Source organism: Telluribacter sp. (genome assembly GCF_035998675.1).
GTDB lineage: Bacteria > Bacteroidota > Bacteroidia > Cytophagales > Spirosomataceae > Telluribacter.
This window is the reverse complement of the sequence record NZ_DASYHI010000024.1, coordinates 143,942-169,332: the sequence shown is the minus strand read 5'-3', so window position 1 is coordinate 169,332 and position 25,391 is coordinate 143,942. Positions and strand designations below refer to the sequence as shown.

Genomic DNA, 25,391 nt, shown 5'->3' with positions numbered 1-25,391 from the left:
TGATACTAGCAGAATGATACTTTCTCGGCACATCGACCACAAGTTCATATGAGCCATTAGAATCGGTCAAGGTCTCTTTAATAGGAAACCCAGCTCTCACTCCTATGGTACCAGCGAAGAGTATAGTCACGCTATCTACGGGTTGCCCAGTCTGGTCAGTGACTTTTCCATGGACAACAGTAGTTCGATCTAACTTGCGGATACATCCACTGGTATTAGAGAAGACTAAGGATAAGAAAAGAAAGGAGAGAACACCCGACCAGCGGATTGATAAGCTTTTCATAAGAAACAGTTTTAATGTACTGATTATCATCTTGTAAATTAACCAAATAAGCCGTACTATCTGACATGCCTGAAGTAGAGTTAGGTTATAAAGTTATGCATAAAGGAAGAAAATAGCGGTGGATTAATAAGTGTGGTTAAGTAGGCAGCAAGTATAGCTGAATAGTATAGGTAAAAGAATTGTTTGCAGAAAAAATTATCAAACGGTACTATTTTCATTATCCTGTTAAAGAAGTACCCAAAGCCAGAAGAGTCTGGCAGTTAGTGATGTATTTTGGAGTAAAGAAGCCAGGAAAGACCCCGAACGGCACGAGGTGACTATGGGGTAGTACTTAATAAAACAATAGCCCAGTACTTACATAGTACTGGGCCGGTCCGCTAGTATTTCTACGAGGGAATTCTGATAAGTAAATACTACTTCTGAGCAGTAATCCTTTTCTCAATCTGGCTGGGAGCGGGGGAAAGGTTAGAGGCGTGTTTTTTTACCATTTCCTCTATTTCCTGAATCACCTCCGGGTGCGCTTCGGCCAGATTGTACTTCTCCGACGGGTCATGCTGTAAGTTAAACAACTGGGGCTTTTCCAGCTTTTCTACCTTGGCCGGGTACCCGGTCGGATTGTTGCTGTAGTAGTACAGCTTGTAGTCACCTTTCCGGGCGGCAAATAGTTTTGACCCGTGGTAGTAGTACATATCATTGCGGGGGTTACCACCCTGTCCGTGCAGAACGGTAGTCAGATCATAGCCATCATAGACCCGGTCGGTGGGCAGCGTAGCTCCGGCCAGTTTACTGATAGTAGGCAGCAGGTCGAGGGTACTTCCCATACCGGAGATAACCGCTGGTTTTACCTTACCGGGCCCCCAGAAGATGGCCGGTACCCGTACCCCCCCTTCGTAGCTGGTACCCTTGGCTCCGTAGAGTGGACCCGCTGAGCCACCATGTTCGTTGAATATCGCCCAGGGACCATTGTCAGAGGTAAAGACTACGTAGGTATTCTTGTCCAGTCCCTGCTGCCGGAGGGTGTTCAGGATCTGACCAACGCTCCAGTCTATTTCCTCGATCACATCACCGTACAGTCCCCGTTCGCTCTTACCCAGGAAGTCTTTGGAGGCAAACAGGGGCACGTGCGGCAGTGAGTGCGCCAGGTACAGGAAGAAAGGCTTATTTTTATTCGCCTTGATATACTTCTGAGCCTCCTCGGTGTACCGCTTCACGATGGTGGTCTGGTCGGCTGGCTTCTCTATCACCTCGGTATTACGCATCAGAGGTACCTGGAAGTACTCGACTTTGGGGTTCAGGAAGGCTGCCTTGTACTCTACGTTGTTTACCCGATCCATATCGTTGCTGTACGGAATACCATAGTAGGAGTCGAAGCCGTGGCTGGTGGGCAGGTACTGGGGCAGGTGACCCAGGTGCCATTTGCCAATAGCGGCCGTACTGTAGCCTCGTCCTTTAAGTACTTTGGCAATGGTGTTTTCACTTTGGGGAAGTCCCGCGTCCGAATCCGGGAATAACACCCGGCGGGTATCGCTGTACATTCCGTTTCTTACGGGTAGTCTGCCGGTCAGCAGTCCGGCCCGCGAAGGGGTACATACGTTGGCGGCTACGTAGAAATTGGTCCATTTCTGCCCTTCGGCCGCCATGCGATCAATATGGGGCGTTTTGATGGAAGGATGGCCGTAGCATCCCAAATCGCCATAGCCCTGGTCATCGGTAAAGATGATGATAAAGTTGGGTTTGGCGGTGGTTTTTTGGGCCGCTGCTTCGTTAGGTCGGGCTATACACACTAAAAACAGAGTAGCTGCCAAAAGTGAATACAGCCACTTATTGGACTGTCTGGTAACGCTTACGTATTTCATAGTCTTTGATTTTGGTAATTACGGAGAAATAAAAATATAATTTTCAGGTATTGGCTGGCTTCTGCCAGGGTACTCTACCTCCATTCTGGATGTGCAGCATCAGCAGGCTATTGAGCTTTTTATAGACTTCGGGTTGCTCTTTTAGTACATTTCGGGTCTCCATGGGGTCGTCTTTCAGATTGTACAGTTCCATGGGTTGAAAAGGCTTGTTTTTCAGCAGCTTCCAGTCGCCCAGCCGCAGGGCATAGCTGCACTGACCGGCGTAGTCGGTACCACCTTCACGGCGGGTAAAGTAGAGCGGGCGATCCGCTTCGTTCATCTTTTCGCCTAATAAAGTTTTCTGAAAGCTTCGTCCCTCAATCGGATGGGGACTTTTAACACCGGCTATTTCCAGTAAGGTAGGATAGATATCCATGGATAAATTAACCTGGTCAGACACAGACCCTGCCTTTATCTTTCCCGGCCAGACTATACTGGTAGGTACCCGTAGCCCGCCTTCGTACATGCTCTGCTTCCCGTCGCGGGTGGGGCCATTGTTAGCGAGGCTGGGCAAATGTCCTCCGTTGTCGCTGGTGAAGATGATGAGCGTATTGTCGTACTGCCCACTTTCTTTCAACGCTTTTATAACCTGCCCGATACCGTCATCCATGTGTTCGATAAAGGCTACCAGTTCGGCCCGTTTTTCTGGCAGGCCCGGCTCCCGCTGCTTTACTTTCTCTAACCACTCTTTGGGCGGTTGCACCGGAAAATGCGGGGCGTTATAGGTCAGGTACAGGAAGAAAGGCTGCTTGTCTTTTGCCTGCTTCTTGATGTAGTCGACCGACCACTGCGTAAACAGATCGGTGGCGTGTCCTTTGGGGTCAATTGTCTGCTTGTCCTTCCGCATGTAGTTGATGTCGTGCCGGCGGTGCGTCAGGTAGTCGTCCATCATGTCGCCCAGCCAGCCGTGGAAGTAGTCAAAGCCGTGCTCGTTAGGTAGGTTAGGAGACTCAAGGCCCAGGTGCCATTTACCAATGATAGCCGTATGGTAGCCCGCTTTTTTGAGCAGGGCGGGAAGCAGCTTAGCCTTGGGGTCCAGGTACCCCCAGCTTTCCTGCGGATAGGTGCGGATAACCCCCGGTACTCCTACGTGATCCTGATAGCGTCCCGACAGCAGGGCCGCCCGGGTGGGAGAGCAAACGGTACTATTGGCGTAGAAGTTATCAAACCGCATTCCGTCCCGCGTGAGCTGGTCAATATGCGGCGTGCGCAGGTCCTTAGTCCCGTAGTAGGAGACATCGTGGTACCCCTGGTCGTCCGTCAGGATCAGCAGGATGTTGGGGGCAGTGGCTTTGGGAATAGCAGTAGCTTTGGGAGTATCAGTACCTGTATAAGAGGCGCAGATTACTGCAACCAGAACGGTTAAAAGTCCGGTTAAAATAAGCCTGCTACCTTTGATTCGCTTGTTCATAAAGAGCGTAAACTGTTTTAACAGTATAAAGGGGCATTTTGAGAAAAACTCTCTAAATGCCCCTTTACTATCTTTAATAACCCGTGTTCTGCTCTAAGTTAGCATTGGCATTAAGCTCGGTAATGGGCAGCGGGAACAGTACGTGGAAAGGCTGCGCATTTTTCCCCTTGGCTTTGGCATTGGAAATAAATTTCCCGTGGCGGATTAAATCTTCCCGGCGTTTCATCTCCGTGTAGAATTCCCATTCTCTTTCCTGAAGAATGTGGTCGCGCAGGGTTTCTTTGGTGAAGTTACCCAGCGTCAGAGGTGCGGCTCCCGCTCTGGTCCGGACTTTATTGATCAGGTCAATGGCTTCCTGGGTGGGGCCATTCAGCTCATTCAGCGCCTCCGCCCGGGCCAACAGAATATCCGCGTAGCGTACCACCGGAATATCATTACCCTGTACAGCGCCCGCCGCGTTGGGGTCAAATTCGTACTTGCCTGATAAAGACTGATTAATACCCAACAGTTTGGTGTATTTACCTGATGTGTTGGTATATTCCGTAACTATCAGATTCTTACGGGTATCACCGGGGCCAAACGAATTAACAAAGTTGTCAAAGAAGTACGAGCGGGCGGCAAACACCTGCTGGTTAGGCTGGGGCAAGGGGTAGTCGGTAGGGAAGGTAAGGGCTACCAGGTTGTGCCCCGCCTGGGCCGAGGCCGGGATTACCCACAGCATCTCGGCGTTACCTTCGTTGGCCAGCGCAAACACATTCTTATAGTTAGGAACCAGGGAGTACTTGTTCAGGTCCATGATCTGCTTGGTCATGTCCGCGGTTTTTTGCCACTGCTTAGTATTCAGGTAAAACTTAGCCAGTATTCCCATCGCCGCTCCTTTGGTGGCCCTGCCGTACTGAGCCTGGGAGAGTGGCAAAATGGCTGCTACCTCGAGTAATTCTTTTTCAATGAAAGACTTCATCTCCTCATCGGTAGCCCGGGCCAGCCTGAACTCGTCCGGAGTGGAGGTTAAATACAAAGGTACCGGTCCAAACCAGTCGTAGAGGTGATTATAGGCGACGGCGCGCACAAAGCGGGCTTCGGCATTAAGCTGCTTGTCTAAGGCAGAAGCATCCGCAGCGCTGGTATTATCAATAACGATATTGGCGTCGCGAATAGAAGCGTACAGTTCCCCCCATGCCTGGTTAAAATACTGGTGGTTACTGTCCCAGGTAAAGTTGGTCAGCGGCGTCAGGAGGGCTTCAATACTGCCACCCTGGTTCCAGACTTCCTGTGAGGTGTGGCCTGATAGGAAAAGATAATAATGTCCCCGCATCTGCAGGTTACCGTAGGCAGAGGTGAGTACAGCCTGTTTTCCGGTAGTTGTATTGAGAAAGTTGCCGGGCGTCAATTCAGAATAGACGTTTTCTTCCAGTACACTTTCACAGCCCGCGCCTTGTAGGAGTAGTACCAGCAGGAGTGCTTTTAAGCTATTTTGTTTCATATTAATTTCTGAATTTTACGATGGATCAATTAAAAACCTACATTAACGCCCAGCATCCAGGTACGCGCCAGCGGATAACCGTTGTAGTCTACCCGCACGTTGCTCCGGCCGAAGGCATTGGCCTCAGGGTCAAAACCTATGTAGTTGGTGAAGGTAGCCAGGTTCTGCCCCACGACGTACACCCGCGCTGACTGAATGAATTTCAGCTTCTCAACGGGCAGATTATAACCCACCGAGAGGTTGCGCAGACGTATGTAGGACGCATCCTGTAGGGCTAGTGTAGTCACTTTCCCTGCACCATAGGCTGTAGGTTGTACGCCAGAAGGCCACTTAGCCGTCGGATTCTGGGGAGTCCAGCGGTCAAGTACCTGCTCCGTAATCCGGTTCCGGCGGGCATTGTTGGGGTACATGCTTTCCAGTACATTTATATTCAGCATATCAGCCCCTTGCTGTCCCTGAAAGAAGAAGTCCAGCTGGAACCGCTTATAGGTAACGTTATTACTGATACCAAACGTAAAGTCGGGGAAAGGATTACCTATGATCTGCTGATCCAGAGGTGTGATCTTGTTATCCCCGTTTACATCCCTGAATATGGGGTAGCCGGGCTTGGAGCCAGGCTGAGCCGAACCGGCAATATTATCACCCTGCTGGAAAAGTCCCGTTACTTCATAACCGTAGTACGAGAACGCCGGATACCCTACCGTCACGATGGAGGTAGGCCCAATGGATTCAATAGAGCCCGTTATGATGTTTGTTACATCACCCAGGTCGGTTATTTTGTTTCGAATGGCGGCGAAGTTCAGGGTGGTACTCCACGAAAACTGTCCCTTCTTTACATTGGTAGAGGTAAGCATTACTTCCACCCCCTTATTCTGCATTTTACCTACGTTGGACAGTATGGAGTTGAAACCAGTAGCCCGTGGTAAAGGCAGATCAATCAGCATATCCCGCGTATTCTTGATGAAGTAGTCAACGGTAGCGCTGATACGTCCCTGCAGGATACTGGCGTCAATACCAATGTTGGTCTGCTCGGTCGACTCCCATTTCAGGTCAGGATTGGCTATGCGCGAAGGCCTGGTTCCTACATTAACCGCGTTATTGAATACAGCAGTAGCTCCGGTCGTGTAGGTAGTCAGCGACGCATAATTGTTTATCTCCTGGTTTCCGGTCAGGCCCCAGCTGGCCCGAAGTTTCAGGTCGTAGAAGAAGCTTGGTAAAAAGCCTTCTTCGCTCAGCCGCCATCCCAGGGCTACCGATGGGAAGTACCCAAATTTATTATTTGCTCCAAAGCGGGAGGAACCATCAGCCCGCAGGGAAGCCGTAAACAGGTACTTATCATTGAGGGTGTAGTTGACCCGGCTCAGGTAGGATAGGATGCTGTTGTCTTCCTGACCGCTGAACAGGTTATCAAGATTGGTATCACCCAGGCCCAGGTTATTGGTGGAGAGGGCATCGGAGGGAAAACCTCTGATAATTCCTGAGAAGGACCTGTTGTTAAAGTACTGGTAGGTAACCCCGCCCAGCAGGTTAAGCGTGCTCTTCTCGTTTAGCTGCCGGTTGTAGTTCATGGTATATTCCATCAGTACATTGGAACGTTCCAGGGTGGCAATGTTAGCTATACCCTTAGCCGAAAGTCCGTTAAGGGTCTTGGTGGAATTGAACAAGTCACGGCGGGAGGTCTGGCGGTCTGAGCCGAAATTCAGTTTGGCATCCAGTCCGGGTAGAATGGTGTACTTCACGAAGATGCTACCCATAGTCCGGTTTGTAGCGTTGGTACTTGACAAACCTTCTATTAGGCTTACCGGGTTGTTGATAGTCAGGTTCTTGGATTGTGAGAACCTGCCGTCCCCGGCAAAGATGGGCTCCGTGGGATCATACAGTAGGGCGGAGTTAATAGGGCCGGCGTTTTCGTTGTTGTTAACACCATCGATGCTATTAGCGTCCTTAACAAGGCTGGTATTGATGTTAACGCCAATAACAGCCCGCTCGCCCAGCTTTCTTTCCAGATTTACACGGGCTATGTACTTCTTTATTCCTGATCTCTTCACGACACCTTCCTGATTGAAGTAGTTAAGAGAAGAGAAGAAAGTAGTTTTATCATCCCCGCCGGATACGGATATGTTATGACTATTAAGCGGGGCCTTCTGATAAACCTGGTCCTGCCAGTCGGTACCGGCTCCAATCTGAGCAATGTCAGCAGCAGTAAATACCGGTGCCTTGCCTTCGTCCTTCGCCAGGTCATTCATGAACTGGATGTACTGGCTGGTGTTTAGTACGTCCAGTTTGTTGGGGACGGTCTGGATGCCGGTGTTGAAATCGTAGTTAACTCCGATCTTGCCCTTGTTTCCTTTCTTGGTGGTAATCAGGATCACTCCGTTGGCACCTCTGGACCCGTAGATGGCCGTAGCCGAGGCATCTTTCAGGATTTCGATGGAAGCAATATCATTAGGGTTGATGGAGTTCAAAGGGTTCCGGGGGTTGTTATTTGTTCCCGTACCGGCACCACCACTGGAAGCTGAAAGCAGCGAGCCGTTATCAATGGGTAATCCGTCAATAACGTACAAGGGTTCGCTGCCCGCGTTAAGCGAGTTGGCTCCCCTGATCCGGATGGATACTCCTCCTCCGGGCTCAGAGCTGGTCTGGTTGATCTGAACGCCCGCCGAGCGGCCCAGCATCATTTGATCTACGGAGGCGTTGGCACCGGGGTTAAAATCTTTGTCCCGTAAGGATGATACCGATCCGGTCAGGTCACTTTTCTTTTGGGTACCGTAGCCCACTACTACCAGTTCTTCCAGCGCCCGTTCATCGGATTGCATCCGGATATCAAGCACCGACTGGTTTCCTACGGGTACTTCCTGGGGAGCGTATCCCACAAAGGAAAAGATGAGCGTAGCACCATTATCAGGAACGGCCAGGCTAAACTTACCATCGGCATCGGTGGTGGTACCGCGCTGGGTTCCTTTGAGCACAACACTCACACCCGGTAGGGAGGCTCCTGCCTCATCGCGTACAGTACCTGTAACATTTCGCTCCACAGCCGCACTGATGCCAGGGGCATTCAGATTTCTTCCGTCTGCTGTTACACCTCTTCTGGAGGTACCTCCTAAGGCTTTTTCGTCGGTTTCAGTGGTACCTTCCTGAAATCGGGCATCGGCCTCAGCCTTGTTGGTAGTTTTTCTAGTCTCCGTAATCAGATAGGAGCTCTTGTTAACCTTTTTGTACTGCAGCCCCGAAGGTTTTAATAACCTTTCCAGGTTCTTTTCCAGATCCTGGCTTTTGTTAATACTGTTGGCAGGAGCAGTGAGTCCATCTACTACTTTCAGTTCAAACAGGATATCGACCTGATACAGATTCTTCAGGTCATTAAGTACATCTTTGAGTTTCAGGCTGGCCGCCTTTGTAGCTTGCTGAGGTACCTCCTGTAAATTCCGGGCCATGGCGACCGATTGGGCAAAGCCCGGTTGCTGCCCCATTAGTATTACTGTGAGAATGAGCCCCAAACCAGAGGCTCTGTGTAACAATTGTTTCATATAAAATGGATTAAGGGTAGTAGGTACTTCTTTTATTTATCAGAAAGCTGAACATGGTTACCTTGTCTGACTACATTAATATCCAGCAGTTCAGAAATGGACAGTAATAGCTCATCCATGTTATTAGCCTTGAAAGAGCCCATAAGTACCCTTTCGGATAGCTCCTTGTCTTTTATCTCTACTTCCAGGCCGTAGTTTTCCTGCAGCAGGCAGGCTACTTCTTCGAGGGTAGTCTCTTCAAAAACAAAGCGTTTTTCTTCCCATTCCGAGTATTTCTGGGCTTGCTGGGTGGTCTTCAGCTCGACCCGGTTTTCCCGGTCCAGCGTCACCAGATCGCCCGGCTTCATCATGACTTCCTTCTGCTTATTGGCTTCCTGGTAGCGAACCTGCACTTTTCCCGTTTTCAGTACCACCTTGGAGTTATGCTGGCGGGCGTACATGGTAAATTCTGTACCCAGTACCACTACTTCAAACTCTTTGGGGGTTTTGACAACAAAAGTCTGGTCGTCGGCGGTATGAACTATGGAGAAGTTCGCCTCCCCGGTCAGGTACACTTCTCTTGTATTCTTTCCAAAGCCCCAGCGGGGTACCCGGAGCGAGGAGTTGGTGTTGAGCTTTATGACACTGCCGTCGGAGAGCGTTATGGTTTTAACTTCTCCGTAGGCGGTCTGGTAGTTTTTGTAGAGCAGGTCATCCCGCAGTACCCAGCCTCCCAGCAGTAAAAATAGCCCTACGGAGGCCGCCAAGAGCCACTTTCTCCAGAATGACCGGCCGGTAGGTTCTCCGGAATCCGGTACTTCGGTTTTGGTTTCTTCTACAACCAGTGGATTAGTCTGCAAAAAAGCGGCGAAACGTTCCAGGGCTTGTTCGGTCTGAGCGACGTATTGCGGATACCGGCTTTCCCATTCTTCCAGCCACTCATAGTACTGTTCTTCGTGGGCTTCGTTTCGTAACCATTCTTCGATCATCTCCCGCTGAAGGGGAGACGTTTTACGAGCGAAATGGTCAAAAATCAGCTGTTTGGTTATACTTGTTTCCATGGATTGTCCCTGGCTATTTAAACATAAGACACTTTTGTATCTAATCCCTTAGTCTTATGGTGGTGGAATGTGTGGCTTACAGTATAGAAGTGATTTTTTAGCCGCTAGGCCAGAAGCAGGAGAAACACCGATACCAGCCAATGGTCTTTCAGCCCCTGCCGCATGGTAGTAAGGGCTTTGTGCATGTGTACCTCCACGGTCTTGACCGAGATACCCAGTTCGTCGGCTATATCTTTGTACTTGAATCCTTCAAAACGATTCATGAGAAAAACCTTGCGGCACTGCGGAGGGAGTGACTCGACCAGGACTTCAACGCGGGTGAGTACCTCTTCAAACTGGGTAATATGGTCGGGGCGCTGGCTCCGTGATGATTCCTGCATCTCTGCCATTTCTATTCCTTCCAGCTTATGAAACTCAAGCCTGAGGTAGTTGAAGGCTTCGTTCCTGATGCACCGGAACAAGTAAAAGCGGTAGGAAGTAGTTACCGATTCGTAGGCCCTGGTTTTCCAGAATTTGAAGAAAACTTCACTGACCAGGTCTTCGGCTATTTCTTTGGAATAGACAATGCGGACAGCATGGCTGCATAAAACCTTATGGTAACGCCGAAAAAGCAATTCACACCCCTTCTGTGGACATTCTTCAAAAGTCCGCCGAATGAATAGTTCATTATCGTTTCGAAGTTTCTGCGCCAGGTTACTCTCCTCATTCTGAACGCTCTGAGCCAGCATTTGCCCGTTCAGGGGAGAGGTGCCTTCGGAAGTACTTACGGGTAAAATTGCTCGCATAACCAACTCCTGCTAGTAAATGAATGCTCTATAAGTAGAGACAACATCTGTAAAAATTACCCTTAGTCTTTTTTGAATATTTCTATATTATTTTTTGCTATACCAAGTCCGTAACCTGAGTCTTCTCCCGCTTCTCTGCTTCCGGAATGTCCTAAAAACAGTAATATTCTCCGGGATGCCACTTTTGTTCTTAAATCCTCTTCCATGAACCATCCACTTGACCCGCCCCAAAACATCACCGGACAACTTAAGTACCTGGGCCCCGGCTTCATTATGTCAGCGGCCATTGTGGGCTCCGGCGAATTAATAGCTACTACTACGCTGGGTGCCAAGGCGGGGTTCGTTACGTTCTGGGTGATTATTGTGAGCTGTCTGGTGAAGGTGGCGCTGCAGCTGGAATTCGGCAAAAACGCCATTTATACAGGTACCTTTACCATGTACAATTTTAACCGGTTGCCCGGTGCCCGCTGGCGGGGTACCCACTGGAGTATCTGGCTGTGGCTGTCGCTGCAGGGACTCAAGCTGCTACAGGTAGGTGGTATCGTAGGCGGCGTAGCCATAGTACTTAACATGGCTTTTCCCGGTGTGTCCGTCAACATCTGGGCGCTGCTTTCGGCTTTGATAACGGCGCTGCTGGTGTACCGGGGCTACTACAAGCCTATTGAGAAAGGCTCACTAGTCATGATTGTGCTGTTTTCGTCGGTGGTACTTGTTTCACTGGGATTGTTGCAGGGCACCCCTTTTGCGGTGCGGTGGGAGGATATTCAGGAAGGAATCAGTTTCAACTTACCGCCCGAAGCCGTGGCAGTAGCCTTTGGGGCCTTTGGCATTACGGGCGTAGGCGGCGACGAGATCATGTACTACAACTACTGGTGCATCGAAAAAGGCTACGCCGCCTACGCCGGCCCCAACGACGGCAGCGCAGCCTGGGCCGAACGCGCCAAGGGCTGGATCAGGGTCATGTACCTGGATGCCATCCTGTCGATGGTGGTTTATACCGTCGTGACGGCGGCCTTTTATCTGCTGGGCGCGGCCGTGCTGCACCGCAGCGGCGAAGTACCCGAAGGCTACCGGATGATTGGTGTCTTATCGCGAATATTTACCGAAACACTGGGCCCCTGGGCCGAAACCCTGTTCCTGGTCGGGGCGTTTACGGCGCTGTACTCCACGCTGTTTACGGCTACGGCCAGTTGGGCGCGGGTGTACGGCGATGCATTTGGGCAGTTGGGGTGGCTACCTTTTGGGACGGTCGAGGAGCGCCGCCGTTCCATCGCTATTTTCTCCTGGGTGTTTCCGTTTGCCTGGTGTATTTTCTTCCTGTTCTTCCAGTCGCCCGTCATGATGGTGATTCTGGGGGGCATCGCCACCTCCGTACTCCTGATTCTTATCGTATGGGTGGCGTGGGTGTACCGCTACCGTGAGCTGCCTAAAGCGCTTACGCCTACCCGGCTGTACGATGTATTTTTTTGGATTAGCATTGCATCCATTCTGCTGGTAAGCGCGTATGGGGTGTGGCAGGTGCTGGGGTAGTGTGGTACTATATTGCAGCGTAAGCAGAGAATAAATACTTTTGCCGCATATGTAAACCACCATACCACCTACGCTCATGCGAATTCTTTGCCTTTCAGTTCTACTTGCGCTGTCTTCCCAGCTCTGTTTTGCCCAGTACGGTACTACTACCCGCATCGATCCATCCAGTAAGCTCTACGATAAGGCTACCGGCCAGCCGCTGCCTTACAAGGAGTTTGAAAAGCTGATGCGGGCGGACCCAACCGGCTACGTATTTATTCCTTTCTACGATAAATACGGACAGCTGGATTACCACTCGGTACATAAAAAGACCAAAGAGGAACGGGAGACAAACTATTTTAATCCTTTTGATGAGTACGAGAAACAAAAGGTGGGGCAGCCGGTAGCGCCCTTTGTCATGAAAGGAGTAGATGACAAGGTTTATAGCTCCAGTGAATTGAAAGGCAGTTACGTGCTGCTCAGTTTCTGGTTAAAGCTGAGTAAGCCTCATCTTAGTACGAATCTGGCTAAAGACCTGGGTACCTTGCTTACCAAGGCTGCGGCCAAAGGGATACCGGTGATTTCGTTGGGGGTAGTTAATTACAGCTCGGCTGAGGAGTGTCGGCAAGCCGTGGAGGAATTTAAGCTATCTTTTATTCCCATTCCGGACTCTAAGGGCTTCGTACATCGCTATGCTTTGCCTAATTCTCCCTCTTTCCTGCTAATCAGTCCGGAAGGAACGGTAATGGCTATTAGTGAGGGTGAGTCGCCTTTGAAGCTGGAAAAGTACCTTACAAAGAAAAATTAGCCCCTTCTCACTTCATCCGCCCGCCCGTACTGCTTCATCAGTTCAAGTACCTTCTGGCTTAGAACCTCGACGGAGGTTTTCTTTTGCTTAAAGGCCGTCAGCGTCAGGCCGCTATCCTTACAGGAATGTCGAAAGAAGCAAGCAGTGTAACTAATTCCTGTAGTAGCTCCTGGCGCATTGATTCATATTGAGCCTGCATAGAGGCATCCCGGCTTTGGTCGCGGTGAAAGGCGATCATTTTATTGAGTTCATCAATACTCTCTAGTATATCGGCAGTACGCGCTGCTCGTTCTGAGATAGTGTGAGCCATAGCTTTATGGAAAGTTTAGTTCTACAAACCCCTTATTAAATTTATGGCCTGCCCGGTTAGCCCTCGTCCGGCTGAACCAGTTGTTCCAGTAAGCCAAATCCATCTCGGTCTGCCATCTTCGTTCGTGGTGTTCAGGGTAATGCCTTATGGTATACGCATCTACTCCGTACAAGTTCCGTGCCCCCTGCAAGCGGAACCACTGCTCTATTAGCGCCTGGTGTAGCTGATAGATTTCAGCGTCTATAAGCGTAACAAAATCTATATCATTTGGATTGACGGAGGTACTTATAAAACTCCCATTTATCCACTGAGTAAAAGTTGGAGTTACCAAATTAGCAAAATCAGCTAAAAATTGCTCGTACCGTTTAAAAATAGGATACCGGGTTGAATCAGGTTCAAATGAATTAACGAATATCTGTTTTACATCGTCAATATTCAGATTAACCTTGTGAGCAGGCGTTACATTTCCTCTTATATCAAAGGTAAGCTCCATAGCAGACGTAGGGTACTTCAAATATACAATAGAAACCAGTAGATACCTACCGCCCGTACTGCTTCATCAATTCAAGTACCTTCTGCTTCGGCAGCGCCTCTACGGTATGACCCTGGGTACCCGTCATGGTTTCGGCCATGAAGAGGGAGTTGACGATGGCCTCCTCGGTCGCTTCAATGGCGGCCAGGAACAGGGGCGACATGTAGTCATTGTGCAGGAGCGTGACAGGGGCGGTGGGCTGGTTGGTATCGTGGGGGATACGGTAGGCCGTTGAGAAGGCAATGACGTAGTCGCCGCTGCCGTTGGAGGCGATACCGCCCGTGCGGGCCAGTCCCATAAACACCCGCTTAGCCAGCCGCTTGAGATTTCGGGCGTCAAGCGGCGCGTCGGTGGCTACCACCATCATGCAGGAGCCGTCGGACGACTTATCCAGCGATTCTTTAAACGAGTATTTGCCCAGTTCTTCCCCAATTGGTACGCCGTCTATCTGAAGTACACCACCGAAGTTGGTCTGCACCAGTACCCCTACGGTATAGCCGCCGAGTTTGGCGGGCAGCTTGCGCGAGGAAGTACCTATGCCCCCTTTCCACCCAAAGCACACGGTACCCGTACCGGCGCCGACATTGCCTTCGGCTACGGCACCACCCTGCGCTTTTTGTAGCGCTTCAAGTACGTGCTCTTTCCGGACATGCCGCCCCCGAATATCGTTGAGGTACCCATCGTTGGTTTCACCCACTACGGGATTCACCGAGCGTACCTGCTGATTACCGCCCTGGCTGAGTGTCCAGTCGATGAGGGCGTCGGTGGCGGTAGGTACGTTGAGGGTATTGGTTAGGACAACGGGGGTTTCGAGGGTACCCAGTTCCTCTACCTGCGTGTAGCCCGCCAGCTTTCCGAAGCCATTCCCGATGTAGATGGCGGCAGGTACTTTCTGCTGAAACAGGTTGCCCTCCTGCGGAAGAATGGCCGTGACACCGGTACGTACATCGGCCCCCTGTACCAGCGTTACCTGCCCCACTTTGACCCCGGCTACGTCCGTAATGGCATTATGCGTACCCGTAGGTAGTACCCCGATTTTTATTCCCAGTTCGCGGGGACGTTGTTGAGCATGTATATCCACAAAACAAAAAATGAGCAGTAAGGGTAGGAGAAAAAATCTCATAGAGAAGTCAGGAAGCGAAGGTTAGTTCCAGAGAATGGAAACTTGGGGTTGGTAAGGCGCTAATTTGTCATCCTGAGTAATAAGCGTCATATCTTCGGCGATAGCCTGTGCTATCAACATCCGATCAAAGGGGTCATTGTGGAAGAAAGGAAGTGATTCAAACGTTTCGTAATGCTTAAAATCAAAATCCAGAATTTGAAATTGATTCTGGATAACCAATCGCCGCAGTTCTAACAGCGAAACTGACATTTTGAGCTTTCCAATAGACGATTTTATAACTATTTCCCAAAAAGAGGCATGACTGACATAGACTATATTAGCCGGATTTCTAATGATAGCCAACACATTAGAGTTCAAGAGTGAACTTTCCTCGGCATGCCATATAAGGATGTGAGTATCAAGGAAATATTTCATTGTCTTCATCGAAGCCAGGGGGAATAAAATTATCGAAATCATCCGATACATAGGTAAAAATTCCCTTACCCCATCCCGGCTCTCTTGGAGCTTTAGGCAACGACTCTTCCAGTAGCAGCCCTACGGCTTCCAGGAGTTGCTCATCTTCCAGGTTGGCGATTTTGCTTATCAACGCTATTTTTTTTTGTTCGGTAGTCATAGCCAATAAGGTGATATACAAATATACCAATTTTTACCCTGATAACCCGCAGGCGACGGTTTACCCCTGACACTCTTCACAATAATAAGTACTGCGCCCCCCAACCCGAATCTGCGTGATAGGCGTATGGCAGCGGGGGCAGGAGCGGTGCTGCTCTTTATCTTCGTAAGGAGAGGTATCCCAGGCCCGGGCGTGGATGAGGTAGGAAGGCGGAAAATCGGCGTAGCGGGCTTCCTTTTCAATAGCTGTATGAAGTACTTGCTGCGTGGCGGCGTGCAGGGCTTGTACCTCCTGCTCCGATAGCTGATTAGCCGGTTTTTCGGGATGGATACCCGCCTGAAAAAGCAGCTCGTCGGCAATCCAATTCCCTACGCCGGCGGCGACCTGCTGGTCGAGCAGGGCCGATTTGATAGCGGTTTTACGGCTGGCCAGCACAATGGCGAAGTCCTCTACGGTCATCTCGAGGGCATCTTTCCCGATTTTCTTGTCGCGCAGGTAGGTTTCAATATCATGGACCAGCCCCATGCGTTCAAACTTGCGCGGACAGATAAAACCCAGATTGTACCCACTCCGGAAGTAGATGACGACACGGGCGTGGCGCGGGCGGTCCAGCGACTGGTGGTAGTACTCCAGGTCGCCGGTCATACCAAAGTGCATGTGCAGAACTACACCCGGCCGGTCTGTCAGCACAAACAGGTTTTTGCCGACCCGACGAGTACCCACGAAGGAGGCTCCGGCCAGCGTATCAAGCAGCAGGGCGTGCTCAGTAGTCAGTAATTTGGTGTCTTCTACGTCCAGGCCTTCAACGGGCTGGTGCAGCGAGGTGGCTTCCAGGTAGCGGCGGTATCCTTCTACTTCGGGTAGTTCGGGCATAGGGGGTAGCGGTAAGTTTATCGGTTGTGTAACCCCCTGCCGACCCAAATGGTTTGTCAGACAAAAGCCAGTGGATAGAGTCGCTGCTGCTCGCGCAGGAGTCCCTGATAAGCCATCACACCGGCCACCAGAAAGAGCCAACTCAGCCAGCAAAGCAGCGGAATGAGCAGCATCCAACCTCCCGATAGCGTAGGCAGCAATAGGATATAACTAATAAAAAAGCTCTGGTAGGGGTTGAAAAAGATAGCCGCCTGGAGCAGGCGGTAGTACTGAATTATAGAGAGTCTATATCCTTTTTTAGGTTGGCTTCTGATAAAAAAGAGGGTAGCCGCCACCCCCGCCGCCGCGGCCAGGGAGCCGTTAAGTAGCAGAAAAGTAGAGGCCCCGAGGTAGTCAAAAGCAACGCACAGGAGCAGCGCTCCCAAGCCCGAGCTAAACAGGAATGGAAGCCGGAACAACTCTTTCAGGTACTTCCACCATACCCGTCGGTCACGATGCGTCAGGGCCTTTTGCTTTTCTTCCAGTACTTCGGTAAAGCCAAAAATCCCGAACCGGGCGTATACTTTCTGCAAGGCCGACTCAAACGAGACGGTTGGATCGGCGGCCAGTTGTTGCTCCACCTCGCTTGCCAGGTGGTCCACGAGTTCAAGTTGCAAGTCGTAGTAGGCGACGTCTTTTTTCTTCACAAACCTATAAAGGGTGTCAATCTGCGAGTCGGTAAGGTGAATAGAGGTCTGCATAGTGCTACCTGATATTTTAATATTAATAAGTTATTTTTAAACCGAAAAACTTCAAAACCAGCCTGTTAACCCAGCGACAGCTTTGCACCCAGCAGTTGCTGCATGTGTCTCACGAACTCTTCCAGTTCGGCCAGTCGGCTTTCGGTCTCCGTTTGTCCTTTGGGGGTAATAGTATAGTACTTACGCATCCGGTTTCCGACGGGTACCACTTCGGCCGTAAGCAGCCCATCGGCTTCCAGCCGGTGCAGAGCCGGATACAGCGCCCCTTCGTTAAGGGCTACCTCATTGGCGGTGAGTTCCTTTACTTTCTGCGTCATTTCGTAGCCGTACATACGGCCATTCTCTTTCAACAGCTTCAGCAGTACGGTACTAAGGCTGCCTTTATATAGTTGAGAGTTGTTCATGGTGCTTCTTTTAGTTGTCGTACAAGGGCAAATTTATACCTAATTTTATTATGCATCAATAGTTGAGGTATAAATTCTAACTTGACTTTCTCTCTTACATAATATGGCTGTACCCGACGAAATTTTACTAATTTTGCGCACCGAATTGCCACTCAAAGAGTTAACCATTTCCATAACTATCTAAGAATTACAATGCTACTTAGCGAACAGGAGCTACTACGCCGGCAAAAGCGCGAAGAACTCATGCGACTGGGAATAGACCCCTACCCCGCCGAGGAATTTGAAGTGAATGTGACGGCCGCCGATATTCATAAAAATTACGAAAACCGGAAGCTGGACTATAAGAGTGTGTCCATAGCCGGGCGGCTCATGAACTTCCGCATTATGGGTAGCGCCTCCTTTGCCGAGTTGCAGGATAATACTGGACGCATCCAGTTGTACTTCCGCCGCGACGACCTGTGCCCCGGCGAGGATAAATCACTTTATAATACCGTTTTCAAGAAACTGCTCGACATTGGCGACATCATCGGAGCCAAAGGTTTTGTGTTTACTACCCAAACCGGCGAAATCTCCATCCATGTCCAGGAATTTAACATCCTGACCAAGTCGCTGCGGCCGCTGCCCGTGGTAAAACGCGACGACGAAGGCAATGTGTACGACGGCTTTACCGACCCTGAGCTGCGGTACCGCCAGCGTTACGTGGATCTGATCGTGAACCCGGAGGTGCGGGATATATTTGTGAAACGGGCGCGGATCATCTCCACCATGCGCCAGTACTTCGACGGCAAAGGCTGGCTGGAAGTAGAAACTCCCGTGCTGCAGACTATCCACGGCGGTGCGGCGGCACGACCTTTCAAAACGCACCACAACGCCCTCGACGAAGACCTGTACCTGCGCATCGCCACCGAACTGCACCTCAAGCGGCTGATTGTGGGCGGATTTGATGGCGTATATGAATTCGGGAAACTGTTCCGGAACGAAGGTATGGACCGTACGCACAATCCGGAATTTACAACGGTAGAACTATACGTTGCTTACAAAGACTACCACTGGATGATGCAGATGACCGAGCAGGTACTTGAGCAGGTGGCGGAGGCTGTAAACGGGACAACCAAAGCTACCTTCGGCGATAAAGAGCTGGACTTTGCCGGTCCTTACCCGCGCCTGAGTATTACCGAAGCCATTGAGAAGTACACTGGCGTCAACGTGGAAGCGCAGGATCTGGCGTCGTTACAGGCGCAGTGCCGCGAATGGGGCATGGAGATCAACGATAGCATGGGCAAAGGCAAGCTTATTGACGAGATATTCGGGGAAAAGGTAGAGGCCAATATTATTCAGCCTACCTTCATCATTGACCATCCGGTCGAGATGTCGCCGCTGACCAAGAAGCACCGCAGCAAACCGGGCCGGGTGGAGCGCTTTGAGCTGTTTGTAAACGGAAAAGAAATCGCCAATGCCTACTCGGAGCTAAACGACCCCATTGACCAGCGGGAGCGGTTTGAGGACCAACTGCGCCTGAAGGAGCGCGGTGACGACGAAGCCATGGAAATGGACGACGACTTCCTGCGGGCGCTTGAATACGGCATGCCACCTACCGCCGGTATCGGTATCGGCATTGACCGCCTTACCATGCTGCTCACCAACAACGCCAGCATTCAGGAAGTACTTTTCTTCCCGCAGATGCGCGCCGAAAAGAAGCCCGAAGTAGCCACCGAGGCCGACTACGAAGCAGCCGGAGTACCCAAATTATGGGTACCGGCCCTACAGAAAATGGGCCTGCTGACTATAGAGCAACTCAAAGGCGCTAACCCCAACAAGGTATTTAATGACCTGGGCGGCATGCGTAAGAAACTAAAAATAGACGCCCCCATGCCTCAGAAGGAGGAAGTCGAGGGCTGGCTCAGCTAGGTACTTAGCGTACCCGCAAACAAAAAAACCGCAGCAAAGCCGCGGTTTTTTTGTTTTTCACTGCCAGAAAAAGAAAAATTATATCTTTCTTACTTGTACGGCATTAAGTCCTTTTTTGCCTTCTACAACCTCGTACTCAACGCGGTCGTTTTCACGGATGGTGAGACCTCCCAAGCCAGTCACGTGAACGAAGATGTCCCTGTTTGTGTCGTCTTCAACGATGAAACCATACCCCTTGGCTTCGTTGAAAAATTTTACAGTACCTGTCTGCATGATAATAAAAAATGAAATTGTAAAAAATAATAAAAAGGTTAAGAATTGAAAATGCCCGCTTCAAGGATAGAAGCAACGCGCACTACCCGCATGTTATGATGAATCGGGAAAGACTCCGGATACAAAAACATTGAGAGGTTGTTTTGATACTTTTTGCCAGCCAAAGAAGTAAACATTTTACAGATTCTTCAAACGCAAAGAAACAAAAATTGTTTGGATTCCAACTATTTTGCCCAAACAATTTGATTGTGCGGTAGTTATAGCCCGTATAATCCGTGGTTTTTTCAGAAATTAGCGTAGCGGATGGATTTGCTACCAATGTTAAATAGTAGTACTTTGGAGCTTTAAATCATGATCAAAGGGATGAACCGGATTCGCTATTTCGTAGAAGACCAAATTTTTGGTGTGTGTGCCCGCCTTGGGGAAAAGCTTAGCATTTCGGCCAGCAGCATCAGGCTGTACTTTATCTATGCCACCTTTCTTACCTTTGGTTCTCCTATAATTATCTACCTGGTGCTGGCTTTCTGGATGGAGCTCCGCAAGCACTGGCGTCGCCACAACAGCCCTACGATTTGGGAGCTTTAGGAAAGCCCTTCCGGTACAACTGGGGAAGCTCCGGAAACAAATGTTTTTTATTTACAAAATACTCCCATACCACACTGCGGTAGTACAACGGTGCCCGGTATGTACTACGCTTCAATTCCTTTGACAATTCAGGGACCATACCATAAAAAGCAAAGTGCGCCCGTACAATGGCCCATACGTCGGGCCAGGCTCCGGTGGCCATAAAGCGGACGCTGGACGTACCGTCCAGTACCAGCCGCATCAGAATAGTCTTCCAGCGCCTGCCCGAGGGCAGGTTCTTGTACAGCATAATCAGGTTATTGCGGTAGTTCAGGAAGGTCTTGCGCGGGTTGGACTTGTGCAGGGTACCTCCGCCTACGTGGTACACCGTCGAGAAGCCGCAGTAGGTAATGCGGTACCCCTGGTTCAGGAGCCGCCAGCAGAGGTCTATCTCTTCCATGTGGGCGAAAAAACGCGCGTCAAAGCCTTTTACTTCGTGAAACGCACCGGCCCGTACAAACAGGCAGGCACCCGTAGCCCAAAATACATCGGCAATGTCGTCGTACTGTCCCTGGTCGGCCTCGAGGGTGTCAAATAGTCGTCCCCGGCAGAAAGGGTACCCCAGGTAGTCCATGTAGCCTCCGGCGGCACCGGCGTATTCAAAGTGGGTAGGCAGGTGGTAGGCGCGTATTTTGGGCTGGCAGACCGCTACCTGCTCATCCGTTTCCAGGTGGGCTATTACGGGTTCAATCCAGCCGGGCGTAACTTCGACGTCGGAGTTTAACAGAACGTAGTAGTCGGCCCGGATGGACCGTAAAGCGTAGTTGTAGCCTCCGGCGTACCCCTGATTGGTAGCGAGCGGCAGGAGATGTACCTCCGGATGCCGTGTGCGCAGCCAGTCCGGGGAGCCGTCGGTGGAGGCGTTGTCGGCCACCCATACCTCATGGCCGGAGGAGTGAGCAAGTACGCTGGGAAGAAATTTTTCGAGATACTGTTTTCCGTTGTAATTCAGGATAACAATGGCAACCTGTGACATCCGAAGCGCCTTTATTTCATAAAGCCGCCCAGGTCCAGACCCGGAATATTGGGAAGTACCCCTTCGGTCGCTTTTTGTAAATGTTCTTTTACTTTGGGCTCAATATTTTCCAGCGCTTTGTTGACGGCCGCCACCACCAGGTCCTGTAGCATCTCCTTGTCGTCTGGCTTGATGAGGTCATTATCTATCTCCAGCGAAACTACTTTTTTCTGCCCGTTGACGGTTACACGTACCATACCGGCACCCGACTCAGCTGATTCCGTAATGCCGGACAGCTGTTCCTGCGCTTCCTTCATTCGGGCCTGCAAGTCTTTCATCTTGCCCATCAGGCCCATCATATCACCCATATTTCCAAACATCGTATCTTACGTTAAATTGAAAAGATAATACCAGTCTCTTAAGAAGCGCAAAGATAACGCATTTAGCGCATAAGCAGAAGCGTTCCGGTTTTTACGAACGGCCGGGAGGTGTTGTCTTTGATTTCAACCCGGTAAATGTAATTGCCTTCGGGGGCGCGTACGCCATTGATAGTACCGTCCCAGCCCTGAGCGGCATCCGTAGAGCGGTGTACTACTTCGCCCCAACGATTGTAGATCAGCATCAGGAACGAGTCAAAATAGACGCCCTTTACCTGAAACACATCATTTTGTCCGTCGCCGTTAGGCGAAAAGGCATCAGGCAGGAACAGGGCCGCTTCCCGACGGAAATTAATGACGTTGGAGTAGCTCAGGAAGTTGCCATTGCGCGAGCGTACCCGTACCTGGTAGCTGAATTCCTGCTCGTTGGGGTCGTCGGCGCGGGGGTCGTAGGTAGTATTGAAGCCAACGGGCGTTTCGCTGGAGCCACCATTGGTATTCAGTTTTATTACAAAGTAGGAGCCTACGTTGTCGATAAAAGGTTCATCGGTGGTCCAGCGAATGGCGGTACCGTTGCGCTGCAGCCATACCGTACAGATCGCCTCGCTGGGGTCGGAGCGGTTACCGCAGGCGTTTTCGTACGAAATGCGGTAGCAGTAAGAGCGGGCGGAGGTTTGAGCTGTCTTGTCAGTATACCGGTTGTTGTTGGTCATTACCCCAATTTCCTTGAAGTCGTTACTACCGCTTTCGGCCCGCTCAATAAACATTTTGAAGGAGGTGGTTTGCCCTAAGACCGGCGGCACGGCCAGCAGCGATACGGAACCATCCTGCTCTACACTTACCAGCGCCTGCGTAATAGTACCGGGCTTTCTGGTGGAGATGGCGGTTACCTCAACCGGCGCCGATACTGACATGATTGTTTTTGTTTCGGCAATGACCTGGTAACGGTAGGTAACGCCGCATTCCACGTCGGTATCAATGTAAGAAATATTTTTAACGCCCGTAATAGTTTTTACGACCACATTGTTGCGTAGTACCCGGTACTCCACAAAGCCGGTAGCCATGGGGTATTCCGACCAGCCCAGTACATTGCGCTCGTTTTCTGGTGTTCCCCTCAGGACCGTGGTACAGACTTCGTTGGACTCTTTGCTGTTGCCGCACACATCCGATGTCTTTATTCTGAGGCAGTGTACTACGTTGGGGTCCGGCTTGGGTAACGTTATCTGATGGTTACCGCCCACCTTGCTCTTAATACCCGTTCCGCCGTAGTTGCCACCTCCGCTCTTGATCAACACCTCCGACTCGGCTCCCTGCACGCCTGCGTACGAAACGATAACATTGCTGTCGGCCCGGCTTTCCACCCGGCTGACAACCACCTTATCAAGCTGTATATTATTAAGCGTAACAATATAGTCATTGGATTTACCACCGTTACAGCTACCCGAGAAGTACACGCCGCGTACCCTGATTTGCCGCTGGCCGGTACCCGAGTACGTATGTTCCAGTTCCAGGGGTTCGCCTTTGTTAACGTAATTCACCCCGGAGCCGTCGTTCCACTGTACTTCAATTTGGTCGTACTGCTGAAAAATGCTGTCGTCCACTACGGTCAGCTTTACCTTGCCGTCCGCGCAGGCTGTAACCTTTACATTGGGCTGAGTGGTATCCAGTACTTTAACCGTTTTGCAGGCGGTAAAGCCGGTCCCGCTGGCGCTTCCGGCCTGTAGAATAGTGTAAGTACCTGCCTTGGTATACGTGTTTGTAAGCGACTGGGTGTAGGTAGGGCTGGTTTGACCCTGGTAGTTGTAGTCCCAGTTAATATTGGAGGCACCGGCTTTGGTATTTCGCACGGTCACGGTAAGGGGGGCACAGCCTGAGGTGGGAGCTACCGTAAATTCTCCCCGCTGGCTACCGGCGTCACAAAGCCCCTGCGCCTTACTTTCCTGAATTCTCAGCAGTGCAACCAGCAGCAGCAGGCTGAACAGGAAGCATTGGCCCGATACATATTTAGAAAGTAGATTTTGCCTCACAGTCCCGCTGCTAAAAAGAGTTGATTCTCTGATAGAAAGTATAGACAAGAAACGGATTGCCCTAAACCTTTGTTTATTCAGTAGTCAAAAGTAAGAGTTTCGGAGCTAACCCTGTACCTTTACCGTTTAAAACGTTATTAATTGCTTAACTATTTTTCATCAACCTCACTAATGAGCAACAATAGTACCAAAATTTCGCTTGATTCCATCGAAGACGCAATCAAAGATATACAAGCTGGCAAGATAATCATAGTCGTGGATGACGAAGATCGTGAGAACGAAGGAGATATGATTTGCGCCGCCGACCGGGTTACGCCCGAAATAATAAACTTTATGGCGCGCGAAGGGCGCGGTCTTATTTGCGTGGCGCTTACCGAAGAACGCTGTGAGGAGCTCGAGCTGGAGATGATGGTTGGTAAAAATACGGCTACGCACGAAACCGCCTTTACCGTATCCGTTGACCTGCTGGGCCAAGGCTGTACCACGGGTATTTCGGCGAGCGACCGGGCCAAAACGATACAAGCGCTGGTTAATCCCGAAACCAAACCCGAAGACCTGGGCCGTCCCGGCCATATATTTCCTTTGAAAGCCCGGCAGGGCGGTGTACTTCGCCGCACAGGACATACCGAAGCCGCCGTGGATTTCCCTCGTCTGGCCGGACTGGCACCCGCCGGCGTTTTGGTGGAGGTACTCAACGAAGACGGCTCCATGGCCCGCCTGCCCGAGCTACGGCAGGTGGCCGACCGGCTGGGCATGAAGCTCGTTAGTATCAAAGACCTGATCGAGTACCGCCTGCAGCAGGAAACGCTCATTAAGCGGGAGATAGGGGTGGATATGCCTACCGACTGGGGTCATTTTGATCTTATCGCCTACCGTCAGCTGAACACCGGGGATCTGCACCTGGCCCTGGTGAAAGGTATCTGGGAGAAAGACGAGCCGGTACTGGTACGGGTACATTCGTCCTGCGTAACGGGCGATATTTTCGGTTCATGCCGCTGCGACTGCGGCGGACAACTCCACGCGGCCATGCAAATGGTGGATAAGGCCGGCAAAGGGGTAGTACTGTACATGAACCAGGAGGGGCGGGGTATTGGGCTTATCAATAAACTAAAAGCGTATAAGCTACAGGAAATGGGTCGTGATACCGTAGAAGCCAATCTGGAGTTAGGCTTTCAGATGGACGAGCGCGACTACGGCGTGGGCGCTCAAATCCTGCGTGACCTGGGTATTACCAAGATTAACCTTATTTCCAATAATCCGAAAAAACGCGTGGGTCTGATGGGCTACGGCCTGGAAATCGTGGATTCTATTGCCATTGAAATTGCCTCCAACCCCCACAACGAGCAGTACCTGCTGACCAAGCGCGACAAAATGGGCCACCTGCTGAAAAACCTCACTATCCTGAAAGAATGATCTCCATACTGAAAGCTACCTCCGATGAAGACCTGCGCAAGTGCCGCCGGGTCGTACAGGCACTTCGCCCCAAACTTTCCGACGAAGCCTACGCGGTGGCCATTCGTCGTACCCTGGCCGATAACCGGCAGATGATTTTTGTAGAGGAAAAAGATGCAGCGGGTGTTCCGGAAGCGGCGGCGGTAGCGGTATTTGAAACGGGCTATAACCTCTTCCGGGGTAAGTATATTTATATTGATGACCTGTCGACCCTGCCGGAGTACCGGGGCAAAGGCTACGCGGGCCAGCTACTGGACTGGATTCTGGACTACGCCCGGCGCGATGGTTACGACGAGGTACACCTGGACTCCGGCGTGAGCGAAGCCCGTACCGATGCGCACCGGCTCTATCTCAACAAGCGTTTTCAGGTCACAAGTCTGCATTTTGCTTTAAAATCATAACGTACCAGGTACCTGGTTTTACCATTAAAAAACGC

Annotated in this window: 25 protein-coding genes; 6 read left to right on the top strand and 19 right to left on the bottom strand. The window is 50.8% G+C overall.

Going from position 1 to position 25,391, the window contains the following annotated elements; all coding sequences use genetic code 11:
- Positions 1-696: 696 nt before the first annotated feature.
- From VGN67_RS22380 to VGN67_RS22350, 7 genes are all read right to left on the bottom strand, one after another.
- On the bottom strand, positions 697-2,139 hold the full coding sequence (locus VGN67_RS22380; protein ID WP_327489365.1) for a sulfatase: 1,443 nt from the start codon (positions 2,137-2,139) through the stop codon (positions 697-699).
- 43 nt (positions 2,140-2,182) lie between these two features.
- The gene (locus VGN67_RS22375) at positions 2,183-3,589 is read right to left on the bottom strand and encodes a sulfatase family protein (RefSeq protein ID WP_327489363.1); all 1,407 of its coding nucleotides are present in this window, start codon (positions 3,587-3,589) and stop codon (positions 2,183-2,185) included.
- Between the two features lie 73 nt (positions 3,590-3,662).
- Positions 3,663-5,072, bottom strand: a complete 1,410-nt coding sequence (locus VGN67_RS22370) for a RagB/SusD family nutrient uptake outer membrane protein (protein ID WP_327489361.1) — start codon at positions 5,070-5,072, stop codon at positions 3,663-3,665.
- A gap of 29 nt (positions 5,073-5,101) precedes the next feature.
- Complete coding sequence (locus VGN67_RS22365) at positions 5,102-8,602, bottom strand: TonB-dependent receptor (RefSeq protein ID WP_327489358.1); 3,501 nt, start codon at positions 8,600-8,602, stop codon at positions 5,102-5,104.
- Between the two features lie 32 nt (positions 8,603-8,634).
- A complete protein-coding gene (locus tag VGN67_RS22360; protein ID WP_327489356.1) occupies positions 8,635-9,642 on the bottom strand; it encodes a FecR family protein in 1,008 nt (335 codons plus the stop codon).
- A gap of 104 nt (positions 9,643-9,746) precedes the next feature.
- A complete protein-coding gene (locus tag VGN67_RS22355; protein WP_327489354.1) occupies positions 9,747-10,427 on the bottom strand; it encodes an RNA polymerase sigma-70 factor in 681 nt (226 codons plus the stop codon).
- Between the two features lie 62 nt (positions 10,428-10,489).
- A complete protein-coding gene (locus VGN67_RS22350) occupies positions 10,490-10,633 on the bottom strand; it encodes a hypothetical protein (RefSeq protein WP_327489353.1) in 144 nt (47 codons plus the stop codon).
- Between VGN67_RS22350 and VGN67_RS22345 the strand changes: the two genes are divergently transcribed.
- A complete protein-coding gene (locus VGN67_RS22345; RefSeq protein ID WP_327489351.1) occupies positions 10,632-11,957 on the top strand; it encodes an Nramp family divalent metal transporter in 1,326 nt (441 codons plus the stop codon). The genes VGN67_RS22350 and VGN67_RS22345 overlap by 2 nt on opposite strands.
- 76 nt (positions 11,958-12,033) lie before the next feature.
- Positions 12,034-12,744 (top strand): hypothetical protein, encoded by a 711-nt coding sequence (locus VGN67_RS22340; RefSeq protein WP_327489349.1) that lies wholly within the window; start codon positions 12,034-12,036, stop codon positions 12,742-12,744.
- Positions 12,745-12,847: 103 nt separating this feature from the next.
- Here VGN67_RS22340 and VGN67_RS22335 read toward each other — a convergent pair whose 3' ends face one another.
- The 8 genes from VGN67_RS22335 to VGN67_RS22300 all read right to left on the bottom strand — a co-directional run bounded on the left by VGN67_RS22335 (position 12,848) and on the right by VGN67_RS22300 (position 17,339).
- On the bottom strand, positions 12,848-13,054 hold the full coding sequence (locus VGN67_RS22335) for a hypothetical protein (RefSeq protein WP_327489347.1): 207 nt from the start codon (positions 13,052-13,054) through the stop codon (positions 12,848-12,850).
- Between the two features lie 4 nt (positions 13,055-13,058).
- The gene (locus tag VGN67_RS22330; protein WP_327489345.1) at positions 13,059-13,547 is read right to left on the bottom strand and encodes a DUF6932 family protein; all 489 of its coding nucleotides are present in this window, start codon (positions 13,545-13,547) and stop codon (positions 13,059-13,061) included.
- Positions 13,548-13,593: 46 nt separating this feature from the next.
- Positions 13,594-14,709, bottom strand: a complete 1,116-nt coding sequence (locus VGN67_RS22325; RefSeq protein WP_327489343.1) for a P1 family peptidase — start codon at positions 14,707-14,709, stop codon at positions 13,594-13,596.
- Between the two features lie 21 nt (positions 14,710-14,730).
- Positions 14,731-15,123, bottom strand: a complete 393-nt coding sequence (locus VGN67_RS22320) for a type II toxin-antitoxin system VapC family toxin (protein WP_327489341.1) — start codon at positions 15,121-15,123, stop codon at positions 14,731-14,733.
- Positions 15,107-15,322, bottom strand: coding sequence for a hypothetical protein (locus VGN67_RS22315; RefSeq protein ID WP_327489339.1), 216 nt, complete (start codon positions 15,320-15,322; stop codon positions 15,107-15,109). Before VGN67_RS22315 ends, VGN67_RS22320 begins: the two co-directional genes overlap by 17 nt.
- 60 nt (positions 15,323-15,382) lie before the next feature.
- Complete coding sequence (gene mutM / locus VGN67_RS22310) at positions 15,383-16,195, bottom strand: DNA-formamidopyrimidine glycosylase (RefSeq protein WP_327489337.1); 813 nt, start codon at positions 16,193-16,195, stop codon at positions 15,383-15,385.
- A 56-nt stretch (positions 16,196-16,251) separates the two neighbouring features.
- Positions 16,252-16,935 carry a hypothetical protein gene (locus VGN67_RS22305; RefSeq protein ID WP_327489335.1) on the bottom strand — a complete coding sequence of 228 codons (684 nt, stop codon included), beginning with the start codon at positions 16,933-16,935 and terminating at the stop codon, positions 16,252-16,254.
- 65 nt (positions 16,936-17,000) lie between these two features.
- On the bottom strand, positions 17,001-17,339 hold the full coding sequence (locus VGN67_RS22300; RefSeq protein WP_327489333.1) for a PadR family transcriptional regulator: 339 nt from the start codon (positions 17,337-17,339) through the stop codon (positions 17,001-17,003).
- A 192-nt stretch (positions 17,340-17,531) separates the two neighbouring features.
- On the opposite strand from VGN67_RS22300, the gene lysS reads away from it, so the two are divergent.
- Entirely contained in the window at positions 17,532-19,247 is a 1,716-nt protein-coding gene (gene lysS, locus VGN67_RS22295) for a lysine--tRNA ligase (RefSeq protein ID WP_327489331.1), read from the top strand.
- A 78-nt stretch (positions 19,248-19,325) separates the two neighbouring features.
- Here the strand turns inward: lysS and VGN67_RS22290 are convergent, their stop codons facing one another.
- Positions 19,326-19,520, bottom strand: coding sequence for a cold shock domain-containing protein (locus VGN67_RS22290; RefSeq protein ID WP_327489329.1), 195 nt, complete (start codon positions 19,518-19,520; stop codon positions 19,326-19,328).
- Between the two features lie 363 nt (positions 19,521-19,883).
- On the opposite strand from VGN67_RS22290, the gene VGN67_RS22285 reads away from it, so the two are divergent.
- Complete coding sequence (locus VGN67_RS22285) at positions 19,884-20,105, top strand: PspC domain-containing protein (RefSeq protein WP_327490210.1); 222 nt, start codon at positions 19,884-19,886, stop codon at positions 20,103-20,105.
- On the opposite strand, the gene VGN67_RS22280 is transcribed toward VGN67_RS22285, so the two are convergent.
- The 3 genes from VGN67_RS22280 to VGN67_RS22270 all read right to left on the bottom strand — a co-directional run bounded on the left by VGN67_RS22280 (position 20,086) and on the right by VGN67_RS22270 (position 23,503).
- The gene (locus VGN67_RS22280; RefSeq protein WP_327489327.1) at positions 20,086-21,120 is read right to left on the bottom strand and encodes a glycosyltransferase family 2 protein; all 1,035 of its coding nucleotides are present in this window, start codon (positions 21,118-21,120) and stop codon (positions 20,086-20,088) included. The two genes, VGN67_RS22285 and VGN67_RS22280, sit on opposite strands and share 20 nt — an antisense overlap.
- Before the next feature lie 11 nt (positions 21,121-21,131).
- Positions 21,132-21,479, bottom strand: coding sequence for a YbaB/EbfC family nucleoid-associated protein (locus tag VGN67_RS22275; protein WP_327489325.1), 348 nt, complete (start codon positions 21,477-21,479; stop codon positions 21,132-21,134).
- Between the two features lie 62 nt (positions 21,480-21,541).
- A complete protein-coding gene (locus VGN67_RS22270) occupies positions 21,542-23,503 on the bottom strand; it encodes a gliding motility-associated C-terminal domain-containing protein (RefSeq protein WP_327489323.1) in 1,962 nt (653 codons plus the stop codon).
- A 171-nt stretch (positions 23,504-23,674) separates the two neighbouring features.
- Here VGN67_RS22270 and VGN67_RS22265 point away from each other — a divergent pair, with 171 nt between their 5' ends.
- Positions 23,675-24,916 (top strand): bifunctional 3,4-dihydroxy-2-butanone-4-phosphate synthase/GTP cyclohydrolase II, encoded by a 1,242-nt coding sequence (locus VGN67_RS22265; protein ID WP_327489321.1) that lies wholly within the window; start codon positions 23,675-23,677, stop codon positions 24,914-24,916.
- Positions 24,913-25,356, top strand: coding sequence for a GNAT family N-acetyltransferase (locus VGN67_RS22260; RefSeq protein WP_327489319.1), 444 nt, complete (start codon positions 24,913-24,915; stop codon positions 25,354-25,356). The genes VGN67_RS22265 and VGN67_RS22260 overlap by 4 nt, the downstream gene beginning before the upstream one ends.
- Positions 25,357-25,391: the final 35 nt, after the last annotated feature.